Annotated in this window: 18 protein-coding genes; 15 read left to right on the top strand and 3 right to left on the bottom strand. The window is 70.0% G+C overall.

Annotation, left to right across the window (positions count from 1 at the left end; translation table 11 throughout):
• Positions 1 to 18: 18 nt before the first annotated feature.
• Entirely contained in the window at positions 19 to 801 is a 783-nt protein-coding gene (locus tag J8403_RS19385) for a VOC family protein (protein ID WP_211124283.1), read from the bottom strand.
• A 255-nt stretch (positions 802 to 1,056) separates the two neighbouring features.
• On the opposite strand from J8403_RS19385, the gene J8403_RS19380 reads away from it, so the two are divergent.
• A complete protein-coding gene (locus J8403_RS19380; RefSeq protein WP_014054060.1) occupies positions 1,057 to 1,476 on the top strand; it encodes a CBS domain-containing protein in 420 nt (139 codons plus the stop codon).
• A 92-nt stretch (positions 1,477 to 1,568) separates the two neighbouring features.
• Here the strand turns inward: J8403_RS19380 and J8403_RS19375 are convergent, their stop codons facing one another.
• Entirely contained in the window at positions 1,569 to 2,384 is an 816-nt protein-coding gene (locus tag J8403_RS19375) for a C40 family peptidase (protein ID WP_211124282.1), read from the bottom strand.
• Positions 2,385 to 3,097: 713 nt separating this feature from the next.
• On the opposite strand from J8403_RS19375, the gene J8403_RS19370 reads away from it, so the two are divergent.
• The 14 genes from J8403_RS19370 to nuoN all read left to right on the top strand — a co-directional run bounded on the left by J8403_RS19370 (position 3,098) and on the right by nuoN (position 19,342).
• Positions 3,098 to 3,457 (top strand): NADH-quinone oxidoreductase subunit A, encoded by a 360-nt coding sequence (locus tag J8403_RS19370; protein WP_014054062.1) that lies wholly within the window; start codon positions 3,098 to 3,100, stop codon positions 3,455 to 3,457.
• A gap of 32 nt (positions 3,458 to 3,489) precedes the next feature.
• The gene (locus J8403_RS19365; RefSeq protein WP_093463764.1) at positions 3,490 to 4,044 is read left to right on the top strand and encodes a NuoB/complex I 20 kDa subunit family protein; all 555 of its coding nucleotides are present in this window, start codon (positions 3,490 to 3,492) and stop codon (positions 4,042 to 4,044) included.
• Positions 4,045 to 4,135: 91 nt separating this feature from the next.
• Positions 4,136 to 4,891: an NADH-quinone oxidoreductase subunit C gene (locus J8403_RS19360; protein WP_211124281.1), complete on the top strand. Its 756-nt coding sequence runs from the start codon at positions 4,136 to 4,138 to the stop codon at positions 4,889 to 4,891.
• Positions 4,891 to 6,225 (top strand): NADH-quinone oxidoreductase subunit D, encoded by a 1,335-nt coding sequence (locus tag J8403_RS19355; RefSeq protein ID WP_211124280.1) that lies wholly within the window; start codon positions 4,891 to 4,893, stop codon positions 6,223 to 6,225. Before J8403_RS19360 ends, J8403_RS19355 begins: the two co-directional genes overlap by 1 nt.
• A 17-nt stretch (positions 6,226 to 6,242) precedes the next feature.
• Complete coding sequence (nuoE, locus tag J8403_RS19350) at positions 6,243 to 7,052, top strand: NADH-quinone oxidoreductase subunit NuoE (protein WP_059145046.1); 810 nt, start codon at positions 6,243 to 6,245, stop codon at positions 7,050 to 7,052.
• Positions 7,052 to 8,434 (top strand): NADH-quinone oxidoreductase subunit NuoF, encoded by a 1,383-nt coding sequence (nuoF, locus tag J8403_RS19345; protein WP_211124279.1) that lies wholly within the window; start codon positions 7,052 to 7,054, stop codon positions 8,432 to 8,434. Before nuoE ends, nuoF begins: the two co-directional genes overlap by 1 nt.
• A complete protein-coding gene (locus tag J8403_RS19340; protein ID WP_211124278.1) occupies positions 8,431 to 10,920 on the top strand; it encodes an NADH-quinone oxidoreductase subunit G in 2,490 nt (829 codons plus the stop codon). Before nuoF ends, J8403_RS19340 begins: the two co-directional genes overlap by 4 nt.
• A gap of 26 nt (positions 10,921 to 10,946) precedes the next feature.
• A complete protein-coding gene (gene nuoH / locus J8403_RS19335) occupies positions 10,947 to 12,275 on the top strand; it encodes an NADH-quinone oxidoreductase subunit NuoH (protein ID WP_211128329.1) in 1,329 nt (442 codons plus the stop codon).
• Positions 12,268 to 12,900: an NADH-quinone oxidoreductase subunit NuoI gene (gene nuoI, locus J8403_RS19330; RefSeq protein WP_211124277.1), complete on the top strand. Its 633-nt coding sequence runs from the start codon at positions 12,268 to 12,270 to the stop codon at positions 12,898 to 12,900. The genes nuoH and nuoI overlap by 8 nt, the downstream gene beginning before the upstream one ends.
• Positions 12,897 to 13,817: an NADH-quinone oxidoreductase subunit J gene (locus J8403_RS19325; protein WP_211124276.1), complete on the top strand. Its 921-nt coding sequence runs from the start codon at positions 12,897 to 12,899 to the stop codon at positions 13,815 to 13,817. The genes nuoI and J8403_RS19325 overlap by 4 nt, the downstream gene beginning before the upstream one ends.
• Positions 13,814 to 14,113: an NADH-quinone oxidoreductase subunit NuoK gene (nuoK, locus tag J8403_RS19320; protein WP_014054072.1), complete on the top strand. Its 300-nt coding sequence runs from the start codon at positions 13,814 to 13,816 to the stop codon at positions 14,111 to 14,113. Before J8403_RS19325 ends, nuoK begins: the two co-directional genes overlap by 4 nt.
• 16 nt (positions 14,114 to 14,129) lie before the next feature.
• Entirely contained in the window at positions 14,130 to 16,025 is a 1,896-nt protein-coding gene (gene nuoL / locus J8403_RS19315; RefSeq protein ID WP_211124275.1) for an NADH-quinone oxidoreductase subunit L, read from the top strand.
• A 3-nt stretch (positions 16,026 to 16,028) separates the two neighbouring features.
• Positions 16,029 to 17,693: an NADH-quinone oxidoreductase subunit M gene (locus J8403_RS19310; RefSeq protein WP_211124274.1), complete on the top strand. Its 1,665-nt coding sequence runs from the start codon at positions 16,029 to 16,031 to the stop codon at positions 17,691 to 17,693.
• Positions 17,690 to 19,342: an NADH-quinone oxidoreductase subunit NuoN gene (gene nuoN / locus J8403_RS19305; RefSeq protein ID WP_211124273.1), complete on the top strand. Its 1,653-nt coding sequence runs from the start codon at positions 17,690 to 17,692 to the stop codon at positions 19,340 to 19,342. Before J8403_RS19310 ends, nuoN begins: the two co-directional genes overlap by 4 nt.
• 210 nt (positions 19,343 to 19,552) lie before the next feature.
• On the opposite strand, the gene J8403_RS19300 is transcribed toward nuoN, so the two are convergent.
• Positions 19,553 to 22,327: a fumarate reductase/succinate dehydrogenase flavoprotein subunit gene (locus J8403_RS19300; RefSeq protein WP_211128328.1), complete on the bottom strand. Its 2,775-nt coding sequence runs from the start codon at positions 22,325 to 22,327 to the stop codon at positions 19,553 to 19,555.
• Positions 22,328 to 22,333 lie beyond the last annotated feature (6 nt).

The following is a 22,333-nucleotide window of genomic DNA, read 5'->3' as shown; positions in this document are numbered from 1 at the left end:
CGTCCGGCGGCCCGGCGGCTAGGCCCCCGGGCCGCCGCTCGCGATGACGCCGAACGGCGCCCGGACCACATCCGCCAGCCAGGCCATCCGGCCGATCCCCTCGGCCGACATGGCCGGCATCAGCACCGAACCGCCCAGGTCCTGCCCCTTGGCCACCACCGCGTCGCAGTCCGCCACCTCGAAGTACGGCAGCCACTGCGGCGGTGTCGAATGCCCCTCCTGGAGCTGGGCGACGCCGCCGAAGGAGCCCTCCCGGCCGGCGCCGGTGGTCATCAGCACCGTGTACGACCCGCCGGGGAAGGACATCTCCTCGGTGTCCCAGCCGAAGACCTTGCGGTAGAAGGCCAGGTCCCTGGGGGGATCGGGGGAGTGGAGCTCGGTCCAGCACAGGGTGCCGGGGTCGTTGACCGCGTCCAGTCCGGCCGTCCTGCCGGGCTGCCAGATGGCGAAGCGGGCCCCGCCCGGGTCGGTGAACTGGGCCATCCGCCCCTCCTCGAAGACGTCGAACGGAGCGAGCCGCACCGTGCCGCCCGCCTGCTCGACGGTCTTCGCGGTCGCCTCGGCGTCAGGGGTGTGGAAGTACGGCGTCCAGGCGGGCCGTGCGCCCTCCTCGGTGAGCGGCCCGACGGCCGCGACGGTCTTGCGGTCCAGGGTGAAGAAGCCGTACCCGCCCGCCTCGGGGCCGGCCGACTCGAAGCGCCAGCCCATCAGGGAGCCGTAGAAGGCCGCGGCCGCTTCGGTGTCGGGGGCGCCCAGATCGAGCCAGTTGGGCGCGCCGGGGACGTAATCGGTGGTGAGCATGGGCGCTCCTTCGACGGTCGGGCGCGAAGACGCAGGGGAGTTCTGCGGGCGATTGCCTCCTTCTGGCCGGGATTGCCTCGTTACTCAGTCTGGCACCGGGCACCGACAGCCGCCGCCGGGCTCGACATGACGTCGCGGTGGGGCGGTGGTGACAATGAAGACAGGGGGCGCCGTGCGCGCCAGCCGCGGCGACGCCGGATCGATGGGGCTCACAGGGCCGGTTCCACCGCCGGTGGGCCTGGCAGGAGGTACACCATGACGAAGGCAGCGGACATCATGCACCCGGGCGCGCAGTGGATTCCGGAGAACGAGTCGGTGCTGCGTGCCGCCCAGATGATGCGGGACCTGGGCGTGGGGGCCCTGCCGGTCAGCGACAGCAACGAGCGGCTGTGCGGCATCGTCACCGACCGCGACATCGTCGTCGGCTGCATCGCGGAGAACTGCGATCCGTCCCGGACGCCCGTCGGGCAGCTCACCGAGGGCACTCCGCGCTGGATTCCCGCCGACGCCGATGTCACCGACGTCCTGCGGGAGATGGAGGAGCACAAGATCCGCAGGCTGCCGGTGATCGACCAGAACAAGCGGCTGGTCGGAATGATCTCCGAGGCGGATCTGGCGCACCACCTCAGTGACGACCTTCTCGGCGAGTTCCTGGAGAAGGTCTACGCGCAGTAGGCGCGCGAGGGGGTCGTGAGGCCGCCGTCCGCGGTGGGAACGGCGGCCCCAGGCCCGTATGTCGGGAGGTGCGCCTTACTGGGAGGTGCGCCTTACAGGACGCGCACGGCTCCGGTGGGCATGTCGTAGTCCAGCGGGCGCTCGACGATCCCGGTGCTGGAGTTCTGGGCGCCGATGAAGTTGCCGCCGCCGACGTAGACGCCGACGTGGTACGCGCTGCCCGCGCTGCCCCAGTAGAGCAGGTCGCCCGGCTGCAGGGAGTCCAGCGAGACCGGGGTGCCGGTGGTGGACTGGTCCTGGGAGACCCGCGGCAGGCTCACGCCGACCTGCTTGAAGGCGGCCTGGGTCAGCCCGGAGCAGTCGTAGGAGGACGGACCGCTGGAGCCGAGCACATACGCCTTGCCCAGCTGCGCCTTCAGGAAGCTGATCAGGGTGGCGGCGTTGCCGGTGGCGTTGCCGACGCTGGTGGTGGACAGCGTGGTGCGCTCGGCGGAGCGCGACGCCTTCGCCGCCTGGGCCTTGGCCTCGGCCGCACGCTTGGCGGCCGCCTTACGAGCTGCCTCCCGGGCTTCCTTCGCCTTACGGTCGGCCTCCGCCTTGGCCTTCTTGGCGGCGACCTTCGCGTGGGCGGCCGCCTGCTCCTGCTGTGCCTGGAGCTCGTAGTCGGATGCGGCCTGCTGGGTGGCGTCCGCGGTCTGGGCGGCCGTGCTCGCCAGCGTGGCGCTCACGGTCGGCATTTCCAGGGTGGACTCGGCCGGGGCGGCGTTGGACTCCGCGGCGGAGGCGGGCACGGCGGCACCGGCCACCGCGAGGGTGAGGAAGCCACCGGTCATCCCTGCGCGGAGTGCACGCGTGGACGCGGCACGGCGGGGCTTCCGGTGGCTGGGTATGTGTGCGACTGGGGACATAGGTCCTTGGCTACCAGGGCCCTAAGGCCCAGATCAACAAAAGTGGGGTGCGCCACATTTGACGTGCACACGCCCAGAAATCGGACCAAACGATCTTCGTGGCCCCGTCGGCAGCCATGCCCGAATGTCTCGATCATGTCTCTACGCACGGCATTTGGCGGCCATGCGGTGTCTGCGGGCGATCTACCACTGATGCGGCCCACGTACAAAGGGTTCCCGGGAAATCTAGATCCACAACCGGTCCCGGCGTGGGATACCTCACTCGCTCCGAGCCGCTCGTGAACGCGTGCGCGAACCGGTGATCAATCGGTGATCGGCCCGTGATCGATCGACGTCCGGGACGGGGGTCACTCATGAGAGTGGTGGACGCATATCAGCCGACAAAGTCCACTGCAAATTTGCATGTATGTACCATGTCTTGGTAGGGGCGCAACGCGCTCACCTGTGATGACGTCTCCGAATGTCACTTCTCGTGGTCGTTCGGATGCTTCACGTACAAGATCACCGCTCATCCGACTTCATGATCCTTCGTCAGGTGGTGGAGATCACAAAGACGTTGTCGTACCCCGTGTCGCAGATCACAGACCGACGGGCATAGGATGCAGGCGAAACGGGCTTGTGAACTGCCTCACATGTGCGCGATCTTCGTGGGGTGACCGGCATGTCCGTGCGGTCCGCCAAGCAGTCATCGTCGACTGAAGGGAGCGAGGACGGTGAACGCATACGCGCCCATCCTCGTACTGGGAGCCCTCGGGGCAGGTTTTGCGATCTTCTCGGTGCTCATGGCCGCGATCATCGGCCCCAAGCGCTACAACCGGGCCAAGCTCGAGGCCTATGAGTGCGGCATCGAGCCGACTCCGCATCCGTCCGGCGGTGGGCGCTTCCCCATCAAGTACTACCTGACGGCGATGCTCTTCATCGTCTTCGACATCGAGATCGTCTTCCTCTACCCCTGGGCCGTCACCTTCGACGCCCTCGGCCTGTTCGGGCTCGTGGAGATGCTCCTCTTCGTGCTCACCGTCTTCGTGGCCTACGCCTACGTATGGCGGCGCGGCGGCCTGGAGTGGGACTAAAGGGGCTCAAGAGGAGATAGGGGATACATCGCATGGGTATCGAAGAGAAGCTCCCGAGTGGGTTCCTGCTCACCACCGTGGAACAGGCCGCCGGGCTGGCCCGTAAGTCCTCCGTCTTCCCGGCCACCTTCGGGCTGGCCTGTTGCGCCATCGAAATGATGACCACGGGTGCCGGGCGCTACGACCTCGCGCGCTTCGGCATGGAGGTCTTCCGCGGCTCGCCCCGCCAGGCCGACCTGATGATCGTCGCCGGGCGGGTCAGCCAGAAGATGGCCCCGGTATTGCGCCAGGTTTACGACCAGATGCCGAACCCGAAGTGGGTCATCTCCATGGGCGTCTGCGCCTCCTCCGGGGGGATGTTCAACAACTACGCGATCGTGCAGGGCGTCGATCACATCGTCCCGGTCGACATCTATCTGCCCGGCTGTCCGCCGCGCCCCGAGATGCTCATGGACTCGATCCTCAAGCTGCACCAGAAGATCCGCGAGGAGAAGCTCGGCGTCAATCGCGAGCGTGCGGCCCGTGAGGCGGAGGAGGCGGCGCTCAAGGCGCTGCCGATGATCGAGATGAAGGGGCTTCTTCGGTGAGCGACGCACACGAGGCCACCGGGCCGCAGATGGCGACGAAGGCCGCACCTCTGCGCCTCGTGGGCGGAGAAGCGAACGGAGGGGAAAGGCGTTGACTGAGGCTAATGGGGTCAATCCCGGGGACAACGGGGTCAACCCGGACAAGGACCTCAACGCTGAGAACCTCCCCGGCCGCCGCGGCGACCAGGGCGAGCCCATCCGCGTCCAGCGCGGGATGTTCGGCGCCAACAACGGCGGCGACACCACCGGCTACGGCGGGCTGGTGCGCCCCGTACGGCTGCCCGGCCAGGCCACCCGGCCGTACGGGGGCTGGTTCGACGAGGTCGCCGACGAACTCGAGGGCGCGCTCGAGGAGCAGTCGCTGCTCCCGGAGAACGCGATCGAGAAGACCGTCGTGGACCGCGGTGAGCTGACCTTCCACATCGCCCGTGAGCACCTGCCGCGGGTCGCCCGGACCCTGCGCGACGACCCGGCGCTCCGCTTCGAGCTGTGCACCGGCGTCAGCGGGGTGCACTTCCCCGGCGACAAGGGCCGTGAGCTGCACGCCGTCTACCACCTGCGGTCGCTCACCCACGGCCGGGTGGTCCGGCTGGAGGTGAGCGCCCCCGACAGCGATCCGCACATCCCGTCGATCGTCGATGTCTATCCGACCAACGACTGGCATGAGCGGGAGACCTACGACTTCTTCGGCCTGATCTTCGACGGTCATCCCGCGCTGACGCGGATCATGATGCCCGACGACTGGCAGGGCTTCCCGCAACGCAAGGACTACCCGCTCGGCGGCATCCCCGTCGAGTACAAGGGCGCCCAGATCCCTGCTCCGGACCAGCGGAGGTCGTACAGCTGATGACTGCCCCGAATGCAACGCCCTCGGCCTCCGCGCGCGAGACCACCGAAGGCACCGTCTACACCGTCACCGGCGGCGACTGGGACGAGGTCGTGGCCGCCGCGGCGAAGGCCGACGACGAGCGGATCATCGTCAACATGGGTCCGCAGCACCCCTCCACCCACGGGGTGCTCCGGCTGATCCTGGAGATCGACGGCGAGACGGTCACCGAGGCCCGCTGCGGAATCGGTTATCTGCACACCGGAATCGAGAAGAACCTCGAATTCCGGAACTGGACGCAGGGCACCACCTTCGTCACGCGCATGGACTATCTGACGCCCTTCTACAACGAGGCGGCGTACTGCCTGGGCGTCGAGAAGCTGCTCGGCATCGAGGACCAGATCCCGGACCGGGCCTCGGTGATCCGGGTGCTGCTGATGGAGCTCAACCGGCTCTCCTCGCATCTGGTGGCCATCGCCACCGGCGGTATGGAGCTCGGCGCGACCACCATCATGATCTACGGCTTCCGCGACCGTGAGCTGATCCTGGACATCTTCGAGCTGGTCACCGGCCTGCGGATGAACCACGCGTACATCCGGCCCGGCGGGCTCGCCCAGGACCTGCCGCCGGGCGCGGTCGACCAGATCCGGGCCCTGCTGAAGACGATGCGCAAGAACCTGCCCGAGTACGACAAGCTCGCCACCGGGAACCCGATCTTCAAGGCCCGGCTGCAGGACGTCGGCTATCTCGACCTCGCGGGCTGCATGGCGCTCGGCGTGACCGGCCCGATACTGCGTGCCACCGGGCTGCCGCACGATCTGCGCAAGTCCGATCCGTACTGCGGCTATGAGACCTACGACTTCGAGGTGCCGACCGCCGACACCTGCGACGCCTACGGCCGCTTCCTGATCCGGCTGGAGGAGATGCGCCAGTCGCTGCGGATCGTCGAGCAGTGCCTGGAGCGGCTGGAGCCGGGCCCGGTGATGGTCGAGGACAAGAAGATCGCCTGGCCCGCGCAGCTCGCGCTCGGCCCGGACGGCCTCGGCAACTCCCTGGACCACATCAAGAACATCATGGGCACCTCGATGGAGGCCCTGATCCACCACTTCAAGCTGGTGACCGAGGGATTCCGGGTGCCGCCCGGACAGACGTACGCGGCGATCGAGTCGCCCAAGGGGGAACTGGGCGCTCATATGGTCAGCGACGGCGGCACCCGCCCGTTCCGCGTCCACTTCCGCGACCCGTCCTTCACCAATCTGCAGGCCGTGGCGGCGATGTGCGAGGGCGGCCAGGTCGCCGATGTGATCGTGGCCGTCGCGTCCATCGACCCCGTGATGGGAGGAGTGGACCGGTGACAGACGTACAGCTGGGAATGCCGGAGCTGCCGGCCCCCGACTACCCCGCCGAGGTACGTGCCCGGCTCGAGGCGGACGCCCGGGAGGTGATCGCCCGCTACCCGGACAGCCGCAGCGCGCTGCTGCCGCTGCTGCATCTGGTGCAGTCCGAGGAGGGCCATGTCACCCGCACCGGCATGCGGTTCTGCGCCGAGGTGCTGGGGCTGACCACCGCCGAGGTCACCGCCGTCGCCACCTTCTACACGATGTACCGGCGCAAGCCCTCCGGCGACTACCAGGTCGGGGTGTGCACCAACACCCTGTGCGCGGTGATGGGCGGCGACGCGATCTTCGAGGAGCTGCAGAGCCATCTGGGGGTGGGCAACGGGGAGACCACCGAGGACGGCAAGGTCACCCTGGAGCACATCGAGTGCAACGCGGCCTGCGACTACGCCCCCGTGGTGATGGTCAACTGGGAGTTCTTCGACAACCAGACCGTCGAGTCGGCCAAGGGGCTGGTCGACGATCTGCGGGCGGGCCGGACCGTCGAGCCCACCCGGGGCGCGCCGCTGTGCACCTACAAGGAGACCGCCCGGATCCTGGCCGGCTTCCCCGACGCCCGTCCGGGCGCCGTCGAGGCCGGTGGCTCCGCGGGCCCCGCCTCGCTGGTCGGGCTGCGGCTGGCCAAGGGGGAGGCCGCGCCCGGCCGGGTCGTCTCGCCGAGGTCCGCGGACGCCCCGCAGGACGAGGCGCCGCCGACGCATCCCAGCTCGCATGACGCGCCGCAGCGGACCTCCGCCTCCGATCCGCACCACCCCGCAGGTCCGGTCGCCGAGGAGGGGGAGTGATGACCGTGACAACCGAGATCAATGGGCACAGCCCCGAGAAGCTGCTGGCACCCGTGCTCTCCGCCTTCTGGGACCAGCCGAACTCCTGGACCCTGCGCACCTATCTGCGGCACGAGGGCTACGAGGGCATGCGCAAGGCCCTCGCCATGGACCCCGACGCGGTGATCGCGCTGGTGAAGGACGCGGGTCTGCGCGGGCGCGGCGGCGCCGGCTTCCCCACCGGAATGAAGTGGCAGTTCATTCCGCAGGGCGACGGCAAGCCGCACTATCTCGTCGTCAACGCCGATGAGTCGGAACCGGGCACCTGCAAGGACATCCCCCTTCTCTACGCCAATCCGCACTCGCTCATCGAGGGCATGGTCATCGCCTGTCATGCCATCCGCTCCGAGCACGCCTTCATCTATCTGCGCGGCGAGACCGTCCCGGTGCTGCGGCGGCTGCACGAGGCCGTCCGCGAGGCGTACGAGGCGGGCTACCTCGGCACCGCGGAACGGCGGCGGGACAAGCTCGGGGTGGACGGACTTCCCGGTCTCGACATCACCGTGCACGCGGGCGCCGGCGCGTACATCTGTGGTGAGGAGACCGCGCTGCTGGACTCGTTGGAGGGACGCCGCGGCCAGCCCCGGCTGCGGCCCCCCTTCCCCGCGGTCGCCGGTCTGTACGCGTGCCCCACTGTGGTGAACAACGTCGAATCCATCGCCTCTGTTCCCGCGATCCTCAACAAGGGCAAGGAATGGTTCCGTTCGATGGGCAGCGAGAAGTCCCCGGGCTTCACGCTCTACTCGCTGTCCGGCCATGTGGCCAACCCCGGACAGTTCGAGGGCCCGCTCGGCATCACCCTGCGCCAGCTGCTCGACATGAGCGGCGGGATGCGCCCCGGCCACCGGCTGAAGTTCTGGACCCCGGGCGGCTCGTCCACCCCGCTGCTCACCGAGGAGCACCTGGACGTCCCGCTGGACTACGAGGGCGTGGGCGCGGCCGGGTCGATGCTGGGCACCAAGGCGCTCCAGTGCTTCGACGAGACCACCTGCGTGGTGCGGGCGGTGACCCGCTGGACCGAGTTCTACGCGCATGAGTCCTGCGGCAAGTGCACACCCTGCCGCGAGGGCACGTACTGGCTGGTGCAGCTGTTGCGCGACCTGGAGGCCGGCAAGGGGCGCATGGACGACCTCGACAAGCTGGCCGACATCGCCGACAACATCAACGGCAAGTCCTTCTGCGCCCTCGGCGACGGCGCGGCCAGCCCCATCTTCTCCTCGCTGAAGTACTTCCGCGAGGAGTACGAGCAGCACATCACCGGCGGAGGCTGTCCGTTCGACCCGGCCAAGTCGACCGTCTGGGCCGACGAGCCGCGCTCCACTCACCTGGGGGTGAACGCATGACCGTGACCACCAACGCACCCTCGTCGGGCGGGGAGGCGGCGGTGCCGCGAGAGGATCTGGTCTCCGTCACCATCGACGGGATCGAGATCTCGGTCCCCAAGGGGACGCTGGTCATCCGTGCCGCCGAACTGCTCGGCATCGAGATCCCGCGGTTCTGCGACCATCCGCTGCTGGACCCGGCCGGTGCCTGCCGCCAGTGCATCGTCGAGGTGGAGGGCCAGCGCAAGCCGATGGCCTCCTGCACCATCACCTGCACCGACGGGATGGTCGTCAAGACGCAGCTCACCTCCCCGGTGGCCGAGAAGGCACAGCGCGGAGTGATGGAGCTGCTGCTGATCAACCACCCGCTGGACTGCCCGGTCTGCGACAAGGGCGGTGAATGCCCGCTGCAGAACCAGGCGATGAGCGCCGGACAGGCCGACAGCCGCTTCGAGGGCCAGAAGCGCACCTTCGCCAAGCCGGTCCCGATCTCGGCCCAGGTGCTGCTGGACCGCGAGCGCTGTGTGCTGTGCGCGCGCTGCACCCGCTTCTCCAACCAGGTCGCGGGCGACCCGATGATCGAGCTGCTGGAGCGGGGCGCGCTGCAGCAGGTGGGCACCGGCGAGGGCGACCCGTTCGAGTCGTACTTCTCCGGCAACACCATCCAGGTCTGCCCGGTGGGCGCCCTGACCTCGGCGGCGTACCGCTTCCGCTCCCGCCCCTTCGACCTGGTCTCCTCGCCCAGCGTGTGCGAGCACTGCGCGGGCGGCTGCGCGACCCGCACCGACCACCGGCGCGGCAAGGTCATGCGGCGGCTGGCGGCGGACGACCCCGAGGTCAACGAGGAGTGGATCTGCGACAAGGGCCGCTTCGGCTTCCGCTACGCGCAGCTGCCCGAGCGGCTCACCACGCCGCTGGTGCGCGACCGCGAGACGGGGAAGCTGGAGCCGGCGAGCTGGCCCGAGGCGCTGGACGCGGCGGCCGAGGGGCTGGGGATGGCGCGCGGCCGCACCGGCGTGCTCACCGGCGGCCGGCTGACCGTCGAGGACGCGTACGCCTACGCGAAGTTCGCGCGGCTCGCCCTGGACACCAACGACATCGACTTCCGGGCCCGTACGCACAGCGATGAGGAGGCCGACTTCCTGGCCACCCATATCGCGGGCCGGGGGCGTGACCTGGACGGCGGCGGACTCACCTACACCACGCTGGAGAAGGCCCCGGCCGTGCTGCTGGTGGGCTTCGAGTCCGAGGAGGAGTCGCCCGGCGTCTTCCTGCGGCTGCGCAAGGCGCACCGCAAGCACGGGCAGCGCACCTTCTCGCTGGCCACCCACGCCACCCGGGGCCTGGAGAAGGCGGGCGGCCTGCTGCTGCCGGCCGCCCCCGGCACCGAGCCGGAGTGGCTGGACGCCATCGCCGGCCGCACCGGTCTGGACGAGAGCGGGGAGCGGGCCGCCGAGGCGCTGCGCGAAGAGGGCGCGGTGATCATCGTGGGCGAGCGGCTGGCGTCCGTGGCCGGCGGGCTGACCGCCGCCGTACGGGCCGCCGCCGCCACCGGGGCCACCCTCGCCTGGATTCCGCGCCGGGCGGGGGAGCGGGGCGCGATCGAGGCGGGCGCCCTTCCCGGGCTGCTGCCCGGCGGCCGCCCCGCCCATGACCCGCGGGCCCGCGAGGAGGTCTCCGCCGTCTGGGGCACCAACGACCTTCCGCACCAGGTGGGCCGGGACACCGGCCAGATCATCGAGGCCGCGGCCGTCGGCGGGCTCGGCGCGCTGCTGGTCGCGGGCGTCGAGGTCGCCGATCTGCCCGATCCGGCGCGGGCGCTGGAGGCTCTGGACGCGGTGGACTTCGTGGTCAGCCTGGAGCAGCGGCCCTCTGAGGTCACCGAGCTGGCCGATGTGGTGCTGCCGGTCGCGGCGGTCGTCGAGAAGTCCGGCACCTTCCTCAACTGGGAGGGGCGGGCACGGCCGTTCGAGGCCGCGCTCAAGCCCGATCAGATGACCCGCCGTCATACGCTGCCGGACGCCCGGGTGCTGCACATGCTGGCCGACGCGCTGGACGCGCCCCTGGGCCTGCCGGACGTCGAGGCCGTACGCGCCGAGATGACCCGGCTCGGCACCTGGCAGGGCCCGCGCGCCACCGCCTCGCTGGAGACGGGCGGCCCGCTGCCCCGGCCGGCCGAGGGCGAGGCGGTACTCGCCGGCCATCGGCTGCTGCTCGACCAGGGCCGGCTGCAGGAGGGCGATCCGGCGCTGGCCGGGACCCGTCACGCGGCCGTGGCCCGGCTGTCGGCCGCCACGGCGGGCGAGGCGGGCGTCGAGGACGGCCAGATCCTCCGCGTCAGCGGCCCGGCCGGCTCGGTCCAACTGCCGCTGAGCATCACCCCGATGCCCGACCGGGTGGTCTGGCTGCCGCTGGCCTCCGTCGGCGGCGGTGTCCACCGCGATCTAGGAGCCCGCCCCGGTGATGTCGTCACGATCACTGCCCCCGCGACGGAGGTGACCCAGTGAGGTATCTCGCCGCAGAGGACCTGTCGATGTTCGGCACCGACCCGTGGTGGCTGGTCCTGATCAAGGCCGTCTTCTGCTTCGCGTTCCTGATGGTGACGGTGCTGATCTCCATCGTCATGGAGCGCAAGGTGGTCGGCTGGATGCAGCTGCGCATCGGGCCCAACCGCCATGGCCCCTGGGGCATGCTGCAGTCCCTCGCGGACGGCGTGAAGCTGATGCTCAAGGAGGACGTGGTCGTCAAGGGCGCGGACAAGGTGGTCTACGTCCTGGCGCCGATCGTCGCGGCCATCCCCGCCTTCATGGCGGTCGCGGTGATGCCGTTCGGCCCCTCGGGCGGCGAGATCTCGATCTTCGGCCACCGCACCACGATGCAGCTGACCGACCTGCCGATCGCCGTCCTCTACATCCTCGCCACCGCCTCGGTCGGCATCTACGGCATCGTGCTCGCGGGCTGGTCCTCCGGATCGACGTATCCGCTCCTGGGCGGCCTGCGCTCCTGCGCCCAGATGATCAGCTACGAGATCGCGATGGGGCTCTCCTTCGCGGCGGTCTTCCTCTACTCCGGGTCGATGTCGACCTCGCAGATCGTCGAAGGGCAGCACGACCGCTGGTACGCGGTGCTGCTGCCGGTCTCGTTCCTCATCTACATCGTCTCGATGATCGGTGAGACCAACCGGGCGCCGTTCGACATGCCGGAGTCCGAGGGCGACCTGGTCGGCGGCTTCAACACCGAGTACTCGTCGATCAAGTTCGCGATGTTCATGCTCGCCGAGTACATCAACATGGTCACCGTCTCGATGGTCGCCGTCACCCTCTTCCTCGGCGGCTGGCGGGCGCCCTGGCCGATCAGCACCTTCTGGGAAGGCGCCAACCACGGCTGGTGGCCGATGCTGTGGTTCGTCGGCAAGGTCGTCACCTCGCTGTTCGTCTTCATCTGGGTGCGCGGCACGCTCCCGCGCGTGCGCTACGACCAGTTCATGAAGCTGGGCTGGAAGGTGCTCATCCCGATCTCGATGGTCTGGCTGATGCTGGTCGCCACCGTCCGGGCGCTGCGCAACGAGAACTACGACTACCAGGACATCGTGCTGTACGTGGGCAGCGCGGTGATCGCGCTGCTGCTGCTGTCCTTCGTGGTCGACTTCTTCCGCGACCGTTCGGCGACGGAGGCCGAGGCCGGAGCGGAACAGGGACCGGAGTCCGCCTTCGATCCGATGGCGGGAGGGTTCCCGGTGCCGCCGCTGCCCGGTCAGACCTTGCCGCCCGTCCCCCGCCGACGTCCGCGCACCGAGCGCGAGTTGATTGTCAGTGGTGGGCCCGACACTGCCAGTGACGGAAAGGAGGCCGACGGTGCCTGACTTCCAGAATCCGGTGGCCGGCTTCGGCGTGACCTTCAAGGCCATGTTCAAGAAGCGGCTCACCGAGCAGTACCCAGAGGAGAAGAAGCCCACCGCGCCCCGCTTCCACGGACGCCACCAGCTCAACCGGCATCCGGACGGGCTGGAGAAGTGCATCGGCTGCGAGCTGTGCGCCTGGGCCTGTCCCGCCGACGCGATCTATGTGGAGGGCGCGGACAACACCGACGAGGAGCGCTACTCCCCGGGTGAGCGCTACGGCCGCGTCTACCAGATCAACTATCTGCGCTGCATCCTGTGCGGCCTGTGCGTCGAGGCGTGCCCCACCCGGGCGCTGACCATGACCAATGAGTACGAGCTCGCCGACCGCAGCCGAGAATCGCTCATCTACACCAAGGAAGAGCTGCTCGCGGGCCTCGAGGACGGGATGGTCGACTCCCCGCACGCCATCTATCCCGGCACCGACGAGCAGGACTACTACCGGGGTCTGGTGACCGAGGCCGCGCCCGGCACCTCCCGGCAGGTCGCGGTCAGCAAGGGCGAGACCCTGTCCGACCAGGCCGCGGGGAACGAGGAGTTCCAGGAGCCGCAGGAGTCGCAGGACCGGCAGCGGGGGGTGCAGGCATGAGCGGCACTCTGGCCGCTGCGGCCTCCACCACCTCCACGGGGGAGGCCCTCCAGTTCTGGGTGCTCGGCACCGTCGCCGTGATCGGCGCGCTGTGCACGATCCTGATGCGCAAGGCCGTGCACAGCGCCCTGTGCCTGGCGGGCACCATGATCGTCCTGGCGGTCTTCTACCTCGCCAACGGCGCGTACTTCCTGGGCGTCGTCCAGATCGTCGTCTACACCGGCGCGATCATGATGCTCTTCCTCTTCGTGGTGATGCTGGTCGGTGTCACCGCGGCCGACTCCCTCAAGGAGACCCTGAAGGGGCAGCGCTGGCTCGCCGCCCTGTGCGGGCTCGGCTTCGGCATCCTGCTGTGCGCCGGGCTCGGCAATGCCTCGCTGAAGACGTGGAACGGCCTGGGCCAGGCCAACTCCGGCGGCAATGTCGAAGGCCTGGCGGCGCTGATCTTCACCAAGTACGTCTTCGCCTTCGAGATCACCGGCGCGCTGCTGATCACCGCGGCGGTCGGCGCGATGGTGCTGACCCACCGCGAGCGCACCGAGCGGGCCCGCACCCAGCGCGAGCAGGCCGAGGCGCGGGTGCGCACCGGGCGGAACGTGCCGCCGCTGCCCGCCCCCGGCGTGTACGCGCGGCACAACGCGGTGGACATCCCCGGTCTGCTGCCCGACGGCACCCCGTCCGAGCTCACGGTCAACGCGACGCTGCGCGGCCGCGGTCAGATCCGGGACGTCTCCAGCGATGCGCTGGCCGAGCTGGCGGCGCTGGAGCAGCGCTCGCAGCGCTGGCTGGGCCGTAACGCCAGGGACACCGGCAAGAAGGCCGGGGACGCCGCCGAGCCGGAGCACGGCGAGAACGGCGCAAACGGCGAGAACGGCGAGAACGCGGCCGGCGCGAACTCGAGGGGAGTCGCCAAGTGAATCCGGTCAACTACCTCTACCTGGCCGCCCTGTTGTTCACCATTGGTGCGGCCGGTGTCGTGATCAGGCGGAACGCGATCGTCCTCTTCATGTGCGTCGAGCTGATGCTGAACGCATGCAACCTGGCGTTCGTCACCTTCTCCCGGCTGCACGGCAATCTCGACGGCCAGATCATCGCGTTCTTCACGATGGTCGTCGCCGCGGCGGAAGTCGTGGTCGGTCTCGCGATCATCGTGTCCGTCTTCCGCTCCCGCCACTCGGCCTCGGTCGACGACGCCAGCCTGATGAAGCTCTAGAAGGGGTCGCGTTCAAGTGGAGAACCTCATCGGATTGCTTGTCGCGGCGCCGCTTCTCGGCGCTGCCCTGCTGCTGTGCGGGGGGCGGCGGCTGGACGGCAAGGGCCACTACATCGGCACGGTGCTCGCCGCCGCCTCCTTCGTGATCGGCGCCGTGCTCTTCGCCGAGATGCTCGGCCGCGGCGAGCACGACCGGGCCCTGCACAGCAAGGTCTTCAGCTGGATCCCGGTGGGCGGCTTCCGGGCGGACGTCGCCTTCCAGCTCGACCAGTTGTCCATGACCTTCGTCCTGCTGATCACCGGTGTGGGCACGCTGATCCACATCTATTCGATCGGCTATATGGAGCACGACGAGCGCCGCCGCCGCTTCTTCGGCTATCTCAACCTCTTCCTCGCGGCCATGCTGCTGCTCGTCCTCGCCGACAACTACCTGCTGCTGTACGTGGGCTGGGAGGGCGTCGGCCTCGCCTCGTACCTGCTGATCGGCTTCTGGCAGCACAAGCCCAGCGCGGCGACGGCGGCGAAGAAGGCGTTCATCGTCAACCGCGTCGGCGATGTGGGCCTGTCGATCGCGATCATGCTGATGTTCACGACGTTCGGGACCTTCACCTTCGCCCCGGTGCTGACCGACGCGGACCACGCGAGCGAGGGCAAGCTCACCGCGATCGGGCTGATGTTGCTGCTCGCCGCCTGCGGTAAGTCGGCCCAGGTGCCGCTGCAGTCCTGGCTCGGGGACGCGATGGAGGGCCCGACCCCGGTCTCGGCCCTGATCCACGCGGCGACCATGGTGACCGCGGGCGTGTATCTGATCACCCGCTCCGGCGCGATCTTCGACAACGCCCCGGACGCCCAGACCGCGGTGGTCACCGTCGGCGCGGTCACGCTCCTCTTCGGTGCGATCGTCGGTTGCGCCAAGGACGACATCAAGAAGGCCCTGGCCGGGTCCACCATGTCGCAGATCGGCTATATGATCCTGGCCGCCGGGCTCGGCCCGATCGGCTATGTCTTCGCGATCATGCACCTGGTGACCCACGGCTTCTTCAAGGCGGGGCTCTTCCTCGGGGCCGGATCGGTCATGCACGCCATGAACGACGAGGTCGACATGCGCAAGTACGGCGGCCTGCGCACGTACATGCCGATCACCTTCATCACCTTCGGGCTCGGCTATCTCGCGATCATCGGCTTCCCGGGGCTCTCCGGCTTCTGGTCCAAGGACAAGATCATCGAGGCGGCCTTCGCCAAGGGCGGCACCGAGGGCTGGATCCTCGGCGGCGCGGCCCTGCTGGGCGCGGCCATCACCGCGTACTACATGACGCGGGTGATGCTGCTGACCTTCTTCGGCGAGAAGCGCTGGGTGCCCGATGAGGCCGGCCATGAGCCGCATCCGCACGAGTCGCCCTCGTCCATGACCATCCCCATGATGGTCCTGGCCGTTGGATCGGTCTTCGCGGGCGGGCTGTTCAGCCTCAACGACTCGTTCCTGAAGTGGCTGGAGCCGGTCACCGGCCACAGCCACGGCGACTCCCCGCTCAGCGCCGCGGCGGTCACCGGCGGGACGATGGTGGTGCTGCTGATCGGTGTCGCGCTCGCCTGGGCGCAGTACGGACGCCGGCCGGTGCCGCGCACCGCCCCCCGCGGCTCCCTGCTCACCCGCGCCGCCCGGCGCGATCTGCTGCAGGACGACTTCAACCACGTCGCGCTCGTCAAACCCGGCCAGTACCTGACCCGCGGGCTGGTCTATGTCGACCACAAGCTGGTCGACGGGGTGGTCAACGGCACCGCGGCCGGAGTCGGCGGACTCTCCGGCCGGCTGCGGAAGCTGCAGAACGGCTACGCCCGTACGTACGCGGTCTCGATGTTCGGCGGTGCGGCGGTGCTCATCGCCGCGACCCTGCTGATGAGGGCGGTCTGAGTCATGTCATTTCCCCTGCTGACGGCCACGGCCGTGGTGCCCGCGCTCGGCGCGGTCGTCACCGCCGCCGTGCCCGCCGCCCAGCGCGCCGCCGCCAAGTGGGTGGCGCTGGGCTTCTCCCTGCTCACGCTCGCCCTCGCCGCGGTCGTGCTGGTCCGCTTCGATCCCGGCGGCGCCCGCTTCCAGCTCACCGAATCCCATGCCTGGATCAAGGACTTCGGGGTCCGCTACGAACTGGGCGTGGACGGGATCGCGGTCGCGCTGATCGCGCTCACCGCGGTGCTCATCCCCTTCATCATCCTGGCGGGCTGGCATGACGCCGATCCGCTGGAAGGTGCCCGGCCCAACAGCCGCTGGCGGCCCACCCAGGGCTTCTTCGCGCTGATCCTGATGGTCGAGGCGATGGTGGTGATCTCCTTCGAGGCCACCGACGTCTTCCTCTTCTACATCTTCTTCGAGGCCATGCTGATCCCGATGTACTTCCTCATCGGGGGCTTCGGGGACCGGGCCGGGGGCCGCTCCGAGGAGGAGACGGCCACTCAGCGCTCGTACGCGGCGGTGAAGTTCCTGCTCTACAACCTGGCGGGCGGGTTGATCATGCTGGCCGCGGTGGTCGGGCTGTACGCGGTCACCGCCGATCACCTCGGCACCGGCACCTTCTCGCTGCAGGAGATCGTCCAGGCGCGGGCGGGCGGCCAGCTGGACATGGCGTCCAGCACCGAGCGGCTGCTGTTCCTCGGTTTCTTCTTCGCCTTCGCGGTGAAGGCGCCGCTGTGGCCGCTGCACACCTGGCTGCCCAACGCGATGGGGGAGTCCACCGCCCCGGTCGCCGTGCTGATCACCGCGGTCGTCGACAAGGTCGGCACCTTCGCGATGCTCCGCTTCTGCCTCCAGCTCTTCCCGGAGGCCAGCAAGTGGGCCACCCCGGCGATCATGATCCTGGCGCTCATCAGCATCATCTACGGGGCGCTGCTGGCGATCGGCCAGCGGGACATCAAGCGGCTGATCGCCTATGCCTCGATCTCCCACTTCGGCTTCATCATCCTGGGCATCTTCGCGATGACCACCCAGGGCCAGGGCGGCGCCACGCTCTACATGGTCAACCACGGCGTCTCCACGGCCGCGCTGATGCTGGTGGCCGGGTTCCTGATCACCCGGCGCGGTTCGCGGCTCATCGAGGACTACGGCGGTGTGCAGAAGGTCGCACCGGTGCTCGCCGGCACCTTCCTGATCGGCGGGCTCGCCACCCTCTCGCTGCCCGGGCTCGCGCCGTTCATCAGCGAATTCCTGGTCCTGGTCGGCACGTTCAGCCGCTACCCGGTGTTCGGCGTCATCGCGACCGTCGGCATAGTGCTGGCGGCGCTGTACGTCCTGATCCTCTACCAACGCACCATGACCGGTCCGGTGAAGGCCGAGGTGCGCTCCATGCCCGATCTGCGGGTGCGTGAGCTGGTCGTCGTGGCCCCGCTCATCGCGCTGCTGATCTTCCTCGGCGTCTACCCGAAGCCGCTGGCCGACATCGTCAACCCGGCGGTCGACCACACGATGTCCGTGGTGGACAAGAAGGATCCCAGGCCCGATCACCCCGTCACCGACGCGGGCTGGTTCCACTACAGCCCGAAGTCCGAGGGTGCTTCCCACGACGGTGCTTCCGGAGGTGCCAAGTGACCCACGCGGCCACTGTCCACAGCCTGTGGACAACAGCGGCGGCGGCGCCCGACAAGATCCCGTCGCCCGATATCGAGTACGGCCAGCTGTCGCCCACGCTGATCGTGCTCGGCGCCGCGATCGTCGGCGTCCTGATCGAGGCGCTCCTGCCGCGCCGCCAGCGATACGTCGCGCAGGTGTTCGTCTCCGTGGTCGCCCTGGCCGCGGCCTTCGCCGCCGTCATCGGCCTCGCCGCCGGGGACTACGGCACCAGCAAGGCCCATGTCGCGGCCATGGGCGCGATCGCGGTCGACGGCCCGGCGCTCTTCCTCCAGGGGACCATTCTCCTGGTGGCGCTGGTGGCGGTGTTCACCTTCGCCGAGCGGCGGCTGGACCCGCTGGTGCACGGCAACCGCGTCGACTCCTTCGCGGCGCAGGCCGCCGCCGTGCCCGGCGGCGACGCGGAAAAGGCCGCCGTCAAGGCGGGCTTCACCACCACCGAGGTCTTTCCGCTGGTCCTCTTCGCGGTCGGCGGCATGCTGGTCTTCCCGTCCGCCAACGATCTGCTGACGCTCTTCGTGGCGCTGGAGGTCTTCTCCCTCCCGCTGTACGTGCTGTGCGCCCTCGCCCGGCGCCATCGCGCGCTGTCGCAGGAAGCCGCCGTCAAGTACTTCCTGCTGGGCGCCTTCTCCTCGGCGTTCCTGCTCTTCGGCATCGCCCTGCTGTACGGCTACGCGGGCACGGTCACCTACTCCGGGATCGCCGACGTCGTCGACGGCCAGGTCAGGAACGTCACCCCGGCGCTCGCCGGGACCATGGGCAATGACGCGCTGCTGCTGATCGGCGGGGCGATGGTGCTGATGGGGCTGCTGTTCAAGATCGGCGCCGTGCCGTTCCACATGTGGACGCCCGACGTCTACCAGGGCGCCCCCACTCCCGTGACCGGCTTCATGGCGGCGGCCACCAAGGTCGCGGCCTTCGGCGCGCTGCTGCGGCTGTTGTATGTCGTACTGCCGGGGCTGCGCTGGGACTGGCGGCCGGTGATGTGGGGCGTCGCCATCGTCACCATGCTGGGCGGTGCGATCGTGGCCGTCACCCAGACCGATGTGAAGCGGCTGCTGGCGTACTCGTCGATCGCCCACGCCGGGTTCATCCTGGCCGGTGTCATCGCCACCACTCCCGACGGCGTCTCCTCCGTCCTCTTCTACCTCGCCGCGTACTCCTTCGTGACCCTCGGTGCCTTCGCGGTGGTCACCCTGGTGCGGGACGCGGGCGGCGAGGCCACCCACCTGTCCAAGTGGGCCGGGCTCGGCCGCCGTTCGCCCCTGGTGGCCGCCGTCTTCGCGGTCTTCCTGCTGGCCTTCGCCGGTATCCCGCTGACCAGCGGCTTCGCCGGGAAGTTCGCGGTCTTCAAGGCGGCGGCCGACGGTGGGGCGGGGGCGCTGGTGGTGATCGGTGTGATCTCCTCGGCGATCGCCGCGTTCTTCTACATCCGGGTGATCGTGCTGATGTTCTTCAGCGAGCCGCGCACGGACGGCCCGTCCGTGGCCGTGCCGTCCCCGCTGACGTCGTCGGCCATCGCGATCGGCGTGGCGGTCACGCTGGTCCTGGGCGTGGCCCCGCAGTACTTCCTGGACCTGGCGAGCCAGGCGGGCGTCTTCGTCCGCTAGCCCTCTCTCCCGCCCCCGGCCGGGCCCGGACACCACAACGGTGCCGCGCCCGGCCGCAACATGTCCGGCCCCTCTGGCGTTTGAGGGGCGGGGTCGGGGGCGGAGGAATTGCAGCCCCTCCGGCGATTGAGGAGCGGGGTTCGGGGCGGAGCCCCGGTGGGGGGCTGGGGGCGCAGCCCCCTGGTTCGGGGAGGGGCGGGGTGGGGAAAGCTAGGCCCTTGCCGCGTAGGCCCGCACATCCGCATCCGGATCGGCCCGAACCGAGGCCAGCGCCTCCCGCGCCCCCACCTCCCGCTCCGCCAACGGCAGCAACGCCAGCACCGCCGCCTTCCGCACATCGGCATGCGGGTCGGCCAAGGCCCGCCCCAGCGCCGGCACGCCAAGCTCCGGCGCCGCCGCGCCCAGCGCCGTCGCCGCCCCCCTGCGCACCTGCCAGGCGGAGTCGCCCAGCGCCGCCACCACGTCCGCGTCCAGCGGCGCGGGGCACCCCGCCGAGGCCAGGGCCTCCAGGGCGGCGGCCCGTACGAGGACGTCCGGGTCCCGCAGCAGCGGCGTGAGCAGCCGCCGGGCGTCCGCCGCCCGGCCGCCGCCGGGGGCCAGGGTGCCCAGCGCCCCCGCCGTGGCCACCCGCACCTCGCGGGACGCGTCCGCGGCTCCCGGCGCCAGCGCCGCGAGCGCGTCCACCGAGACCAGCCCCCGTACGGCCTGGATACGGACCCCGATCGCCGCGTCCGTCAACGCCCCGGCGAACAGCTCCGCGTCGCCGAGGCCCAGCGCGCGCAGGACGTCCAGCGCCGCCGCCCGCACCACCGGATCGGCCACGACCAGCCCGCGGACCAGGGGTTCACGCAAGGCGGTGTCCGGGGGGAGCACCTCGACCAGTTCCCGCAGCGAGGCCGCGGCATCGGCACGTACGCCCCCGTCCGTGTCGGCCAGGGCCGCCGCGAGGGCCGGGCCGGTGCCCGCCGGAGCGGTCTCGGTCAGGGTGGCGACGGCGGCCCGGCGCACCGCGGGGTCGGGGTCGGCCAGATAGGGCCGGAGAGCGGGGAGTTCCGGCTGCTCCTCGGCGAGGGCGAGCAGTTCGAGGATGCGCGGAGAGGCGGCGGTGAGGGCCGTACGGACGGCCGAGCCGCCCGTGACCTCCTTACGGTCTTCATCCACCCGCCCAGCCCCCGACCCCGACCCAGCCCCCGACCCCGCCCCCGCCCGCGGAGCGCTTTCGCGCGGCCCCGCCGTGGCCACCTGCTCCGCCCGCACCTCGCCCAGCGGGCGCGACGGCCCGCCCGCCGGCGCGTACTCCGCCACCGGGACGAGATACGGGGCCACGGGACGCGCCGTGAACTCCATCGCCCCCGCCGCCGACTTGCGCAGATCCAGATGGTGCAGCCAGCCCTCGTCGTCGCGCAGCGGATGGTCCGTGCGCTCGTGATAGAGCCCCCACCGGCTCTCCGTCCTGGCCAGCGAGGAGCGCGCGGCCATCTCCGCGCAGTCGCGGATGAAGGTCACCTCGGCGCAGCGCATCAGCTCATGGGGCGTACCGGCGCCCATCGTGGCGATGTCCCCGCGCATCCGCTCGAACGCCTCGATGGCGAGCGACAGCCGGGCGCCGCTCTTGGGCGGGGCCACATAGTCGTTGACCAGGCGCCGGAGCTTGTATTCGACCTGTGGTTGCGGCGGCCCCTCGGGGTTCCGCAGCGGGGCGTAGATCAGCTCATGCGCGTCGGCGAGCTGATCCGGGGGCAGTTCGCCCTGGTACACCCGGTATCGGGCGGCGTCCGCGCCCGCCAGGTCGCCGAAGACAAAGGCGCCGATCATGTAGTTGTGCGGTACGCAGGCCAGGTCACCGGCCGCGTACAGCCCCGGGACGGTGGTCCGGGCGTGGGCGTCGACCCGTACCCCCGAGGCCGAGTGGCCGCCGCACAGCCCGATCTCGGAGATGTGCATCTCCACGTCATGGGTGCGGTAGTCATGGCCGCGCCCCGCGTGGAAGGTGGCGCGGGTGGGGCGTTCGGTGGAGTGCAGGATGGACTCCAGCGCGGCCACCGACTCCTCCGGCAGATGGCTGAGCTTGAGGTAGACCGGGCCCCGCTCGCTCGCCACCTCCGCCGCGAACTCCGACATCATCTGCCCCGACCAGTAGTCGGAGTCGACGAACCGCTCGCCGTGCCGGTTGACCTGGTAGCCGCCGAAGGGATTGGCGACATAGGCGCAGGCCGGGCCGTTGTAGTCCTTGATCAGCGGATTGATCTGGAAGCATTCGATCCCGGTCAGCTCGGCCCCGGCGTGATAGGCCATGGCGTAGCCGTCGCCCGCGTTGGTGGGGTTCTCGTACGTCCCGTAGAGATAGCCGCTCGCGGGCAGGCCGAGCCGCCCGCAGGCGCCGGTGGCCAGGATCACCGCACCGGCGCGCACGGTCACGAAGTGGCCGGTGCGGGTGTGGAATCCGGCGGCGCCGACGGCCCGGCCGCCGGCGGTGAGGACGCGGACCGGCATCACCCGGTTCTCGATGCGGATCCGCTCGCGCATCTCACGCCGCCGCAACTGCCGGTACAGGACCTTCTTGACGTCCTTGCCCTCCGGCATCGGCAGGACGTACGAGCCGGAGCGGTGCACCTGGCGGACCGCGTACTGGCCGTGCTCGTCCTTCTCGAACTTCACGCCGTACCGCTCCAGCCGCTGGACCATGGCGAAGCCGCGGGTCGCGGTCTGGCGGACGGTGGACTGGTCGACGATGCCGTCGTTGGCGCGGGTGATCTCCGCGACGTAGTCATCGGGTTCGGCCCGGCCGGGGATGACGGCGTTGTTGACGCCGTCCATGCCCATGGCGAGCGCGCCCGAGTGGCGGACATGTGCCTTTTCGAGGAGGAGGACGGAGGAGCCGTGCTCGGCGGCGGTGAGCGCCGCCATGGTGCCGGCCGTGCCGCCGCCGATGACGAGGACGTCGCAGGACAGCTCCTCGGCCGCGTCGAGGGCGGGGATCTCCATGGGTGC

The sequence above is a fragment of the Streptomyces yatensis genome (assembly GCF_018069625.1).
Lineage (GTDB): Bacteria > Actinomycetota > Actinomycetes > Streptomycetales > Streptomycetaceae > Streptomyces > Streptomyces yatensis.
This window is presented reverse-complemented; position numbering and strand designations above follow the sequence as displayed.

What these genes read in the sequence shown, in the direction of transcription:
- nuoF (WP_211124279.1), top strand. Translation starts at nt 7,052, where the DNA reads ATGACCGTGACAACCGAGATCAATGGGCACAGCCCCGAGAAGCTGCTG.
- nuoH (WP_211128329.1), top strand. Translation starts at nt 10,947, where the DNA reads ATGTTCGGCACCGACCCGTGGTGGCTGGTCCTGATCAAGGCCGTCTTC.
- J8403_RS19310 (WP_211124274.1), top strand. Translation starts at nt 16,029, where the DNA reads ATGTCATTTCCCCTGCTGACGGCCACGGCCGTGGTGCCCGCGCTCGGC.
- nuoE (WP_059145046.1), top strand. Translation starts at nt 6,243, where the DNA reads ATGCCGGAGCTGCCGGCCCCCGACTACCCCGCCGAGGTACGTGCCCGG.
- J8403_RS19340 (WP_211124278.1), top strand. Translation starts at nt 8,431, where the DNA reads ATGACCGTGACCACCAACGCACCCTCGTCGGGCGGGGAGGCGGCGGTG.
- J8403_RS19380 (WP_014054060.1), top strand. Translation starts at nt 1,057, where the DNA reads ATGACGAAGGCAGCGGACATCATGCACCCGGGCGCGCAGTGGATTCCG.
- J8403_RS19385 (WP_211124283.1), bottom strand. Translation starts at nt 801, where the DNA reads ATGCTCACCACCGATTACGTCCCCGGCGCGCCCAACTGGCTCGATCTG.
- J8403_RS19325 (WP_211124276.1), top strand. Translation starts at nt 12,897, where the DNA reads ATGAGCGGCACTCTGGCCGCTGCGGCCTCCACCACCTCCACGGGGGAG.
- J8403_RS19375 (WP_211124282.1), bottom strand. Translation starts at nt 2,384, where the DNA reads ATGTCCCCAGTCGCACACATACCCAGCCACCGGAAGCCCCGCCGTGCC.
- J8403_RS19300 (WP_211128328.1), bottom strand. Translation starts at nt 22,327, where the DNA reads ATGGAGATCCCCGCCCTCGACGCGGCCGAGGAGCTGTCCTGCGACGTC.
- J8403_RS19365 (WP_093463764.1), top strand. Translation starts at nt 3,490, where the DNA reads ATGGGTATCGAAGAGAAGCTCCCGAGTGGGTTCCTGCTCACCACCGTG.
- J8403_RS19355 (WP_211124280.1), top strand. Translation starts at nt 4,891, where the DNA reads ATGACTGCCCCGAATGCAACGCCCTCGGCCTCCGCGCGCGAGACCACC.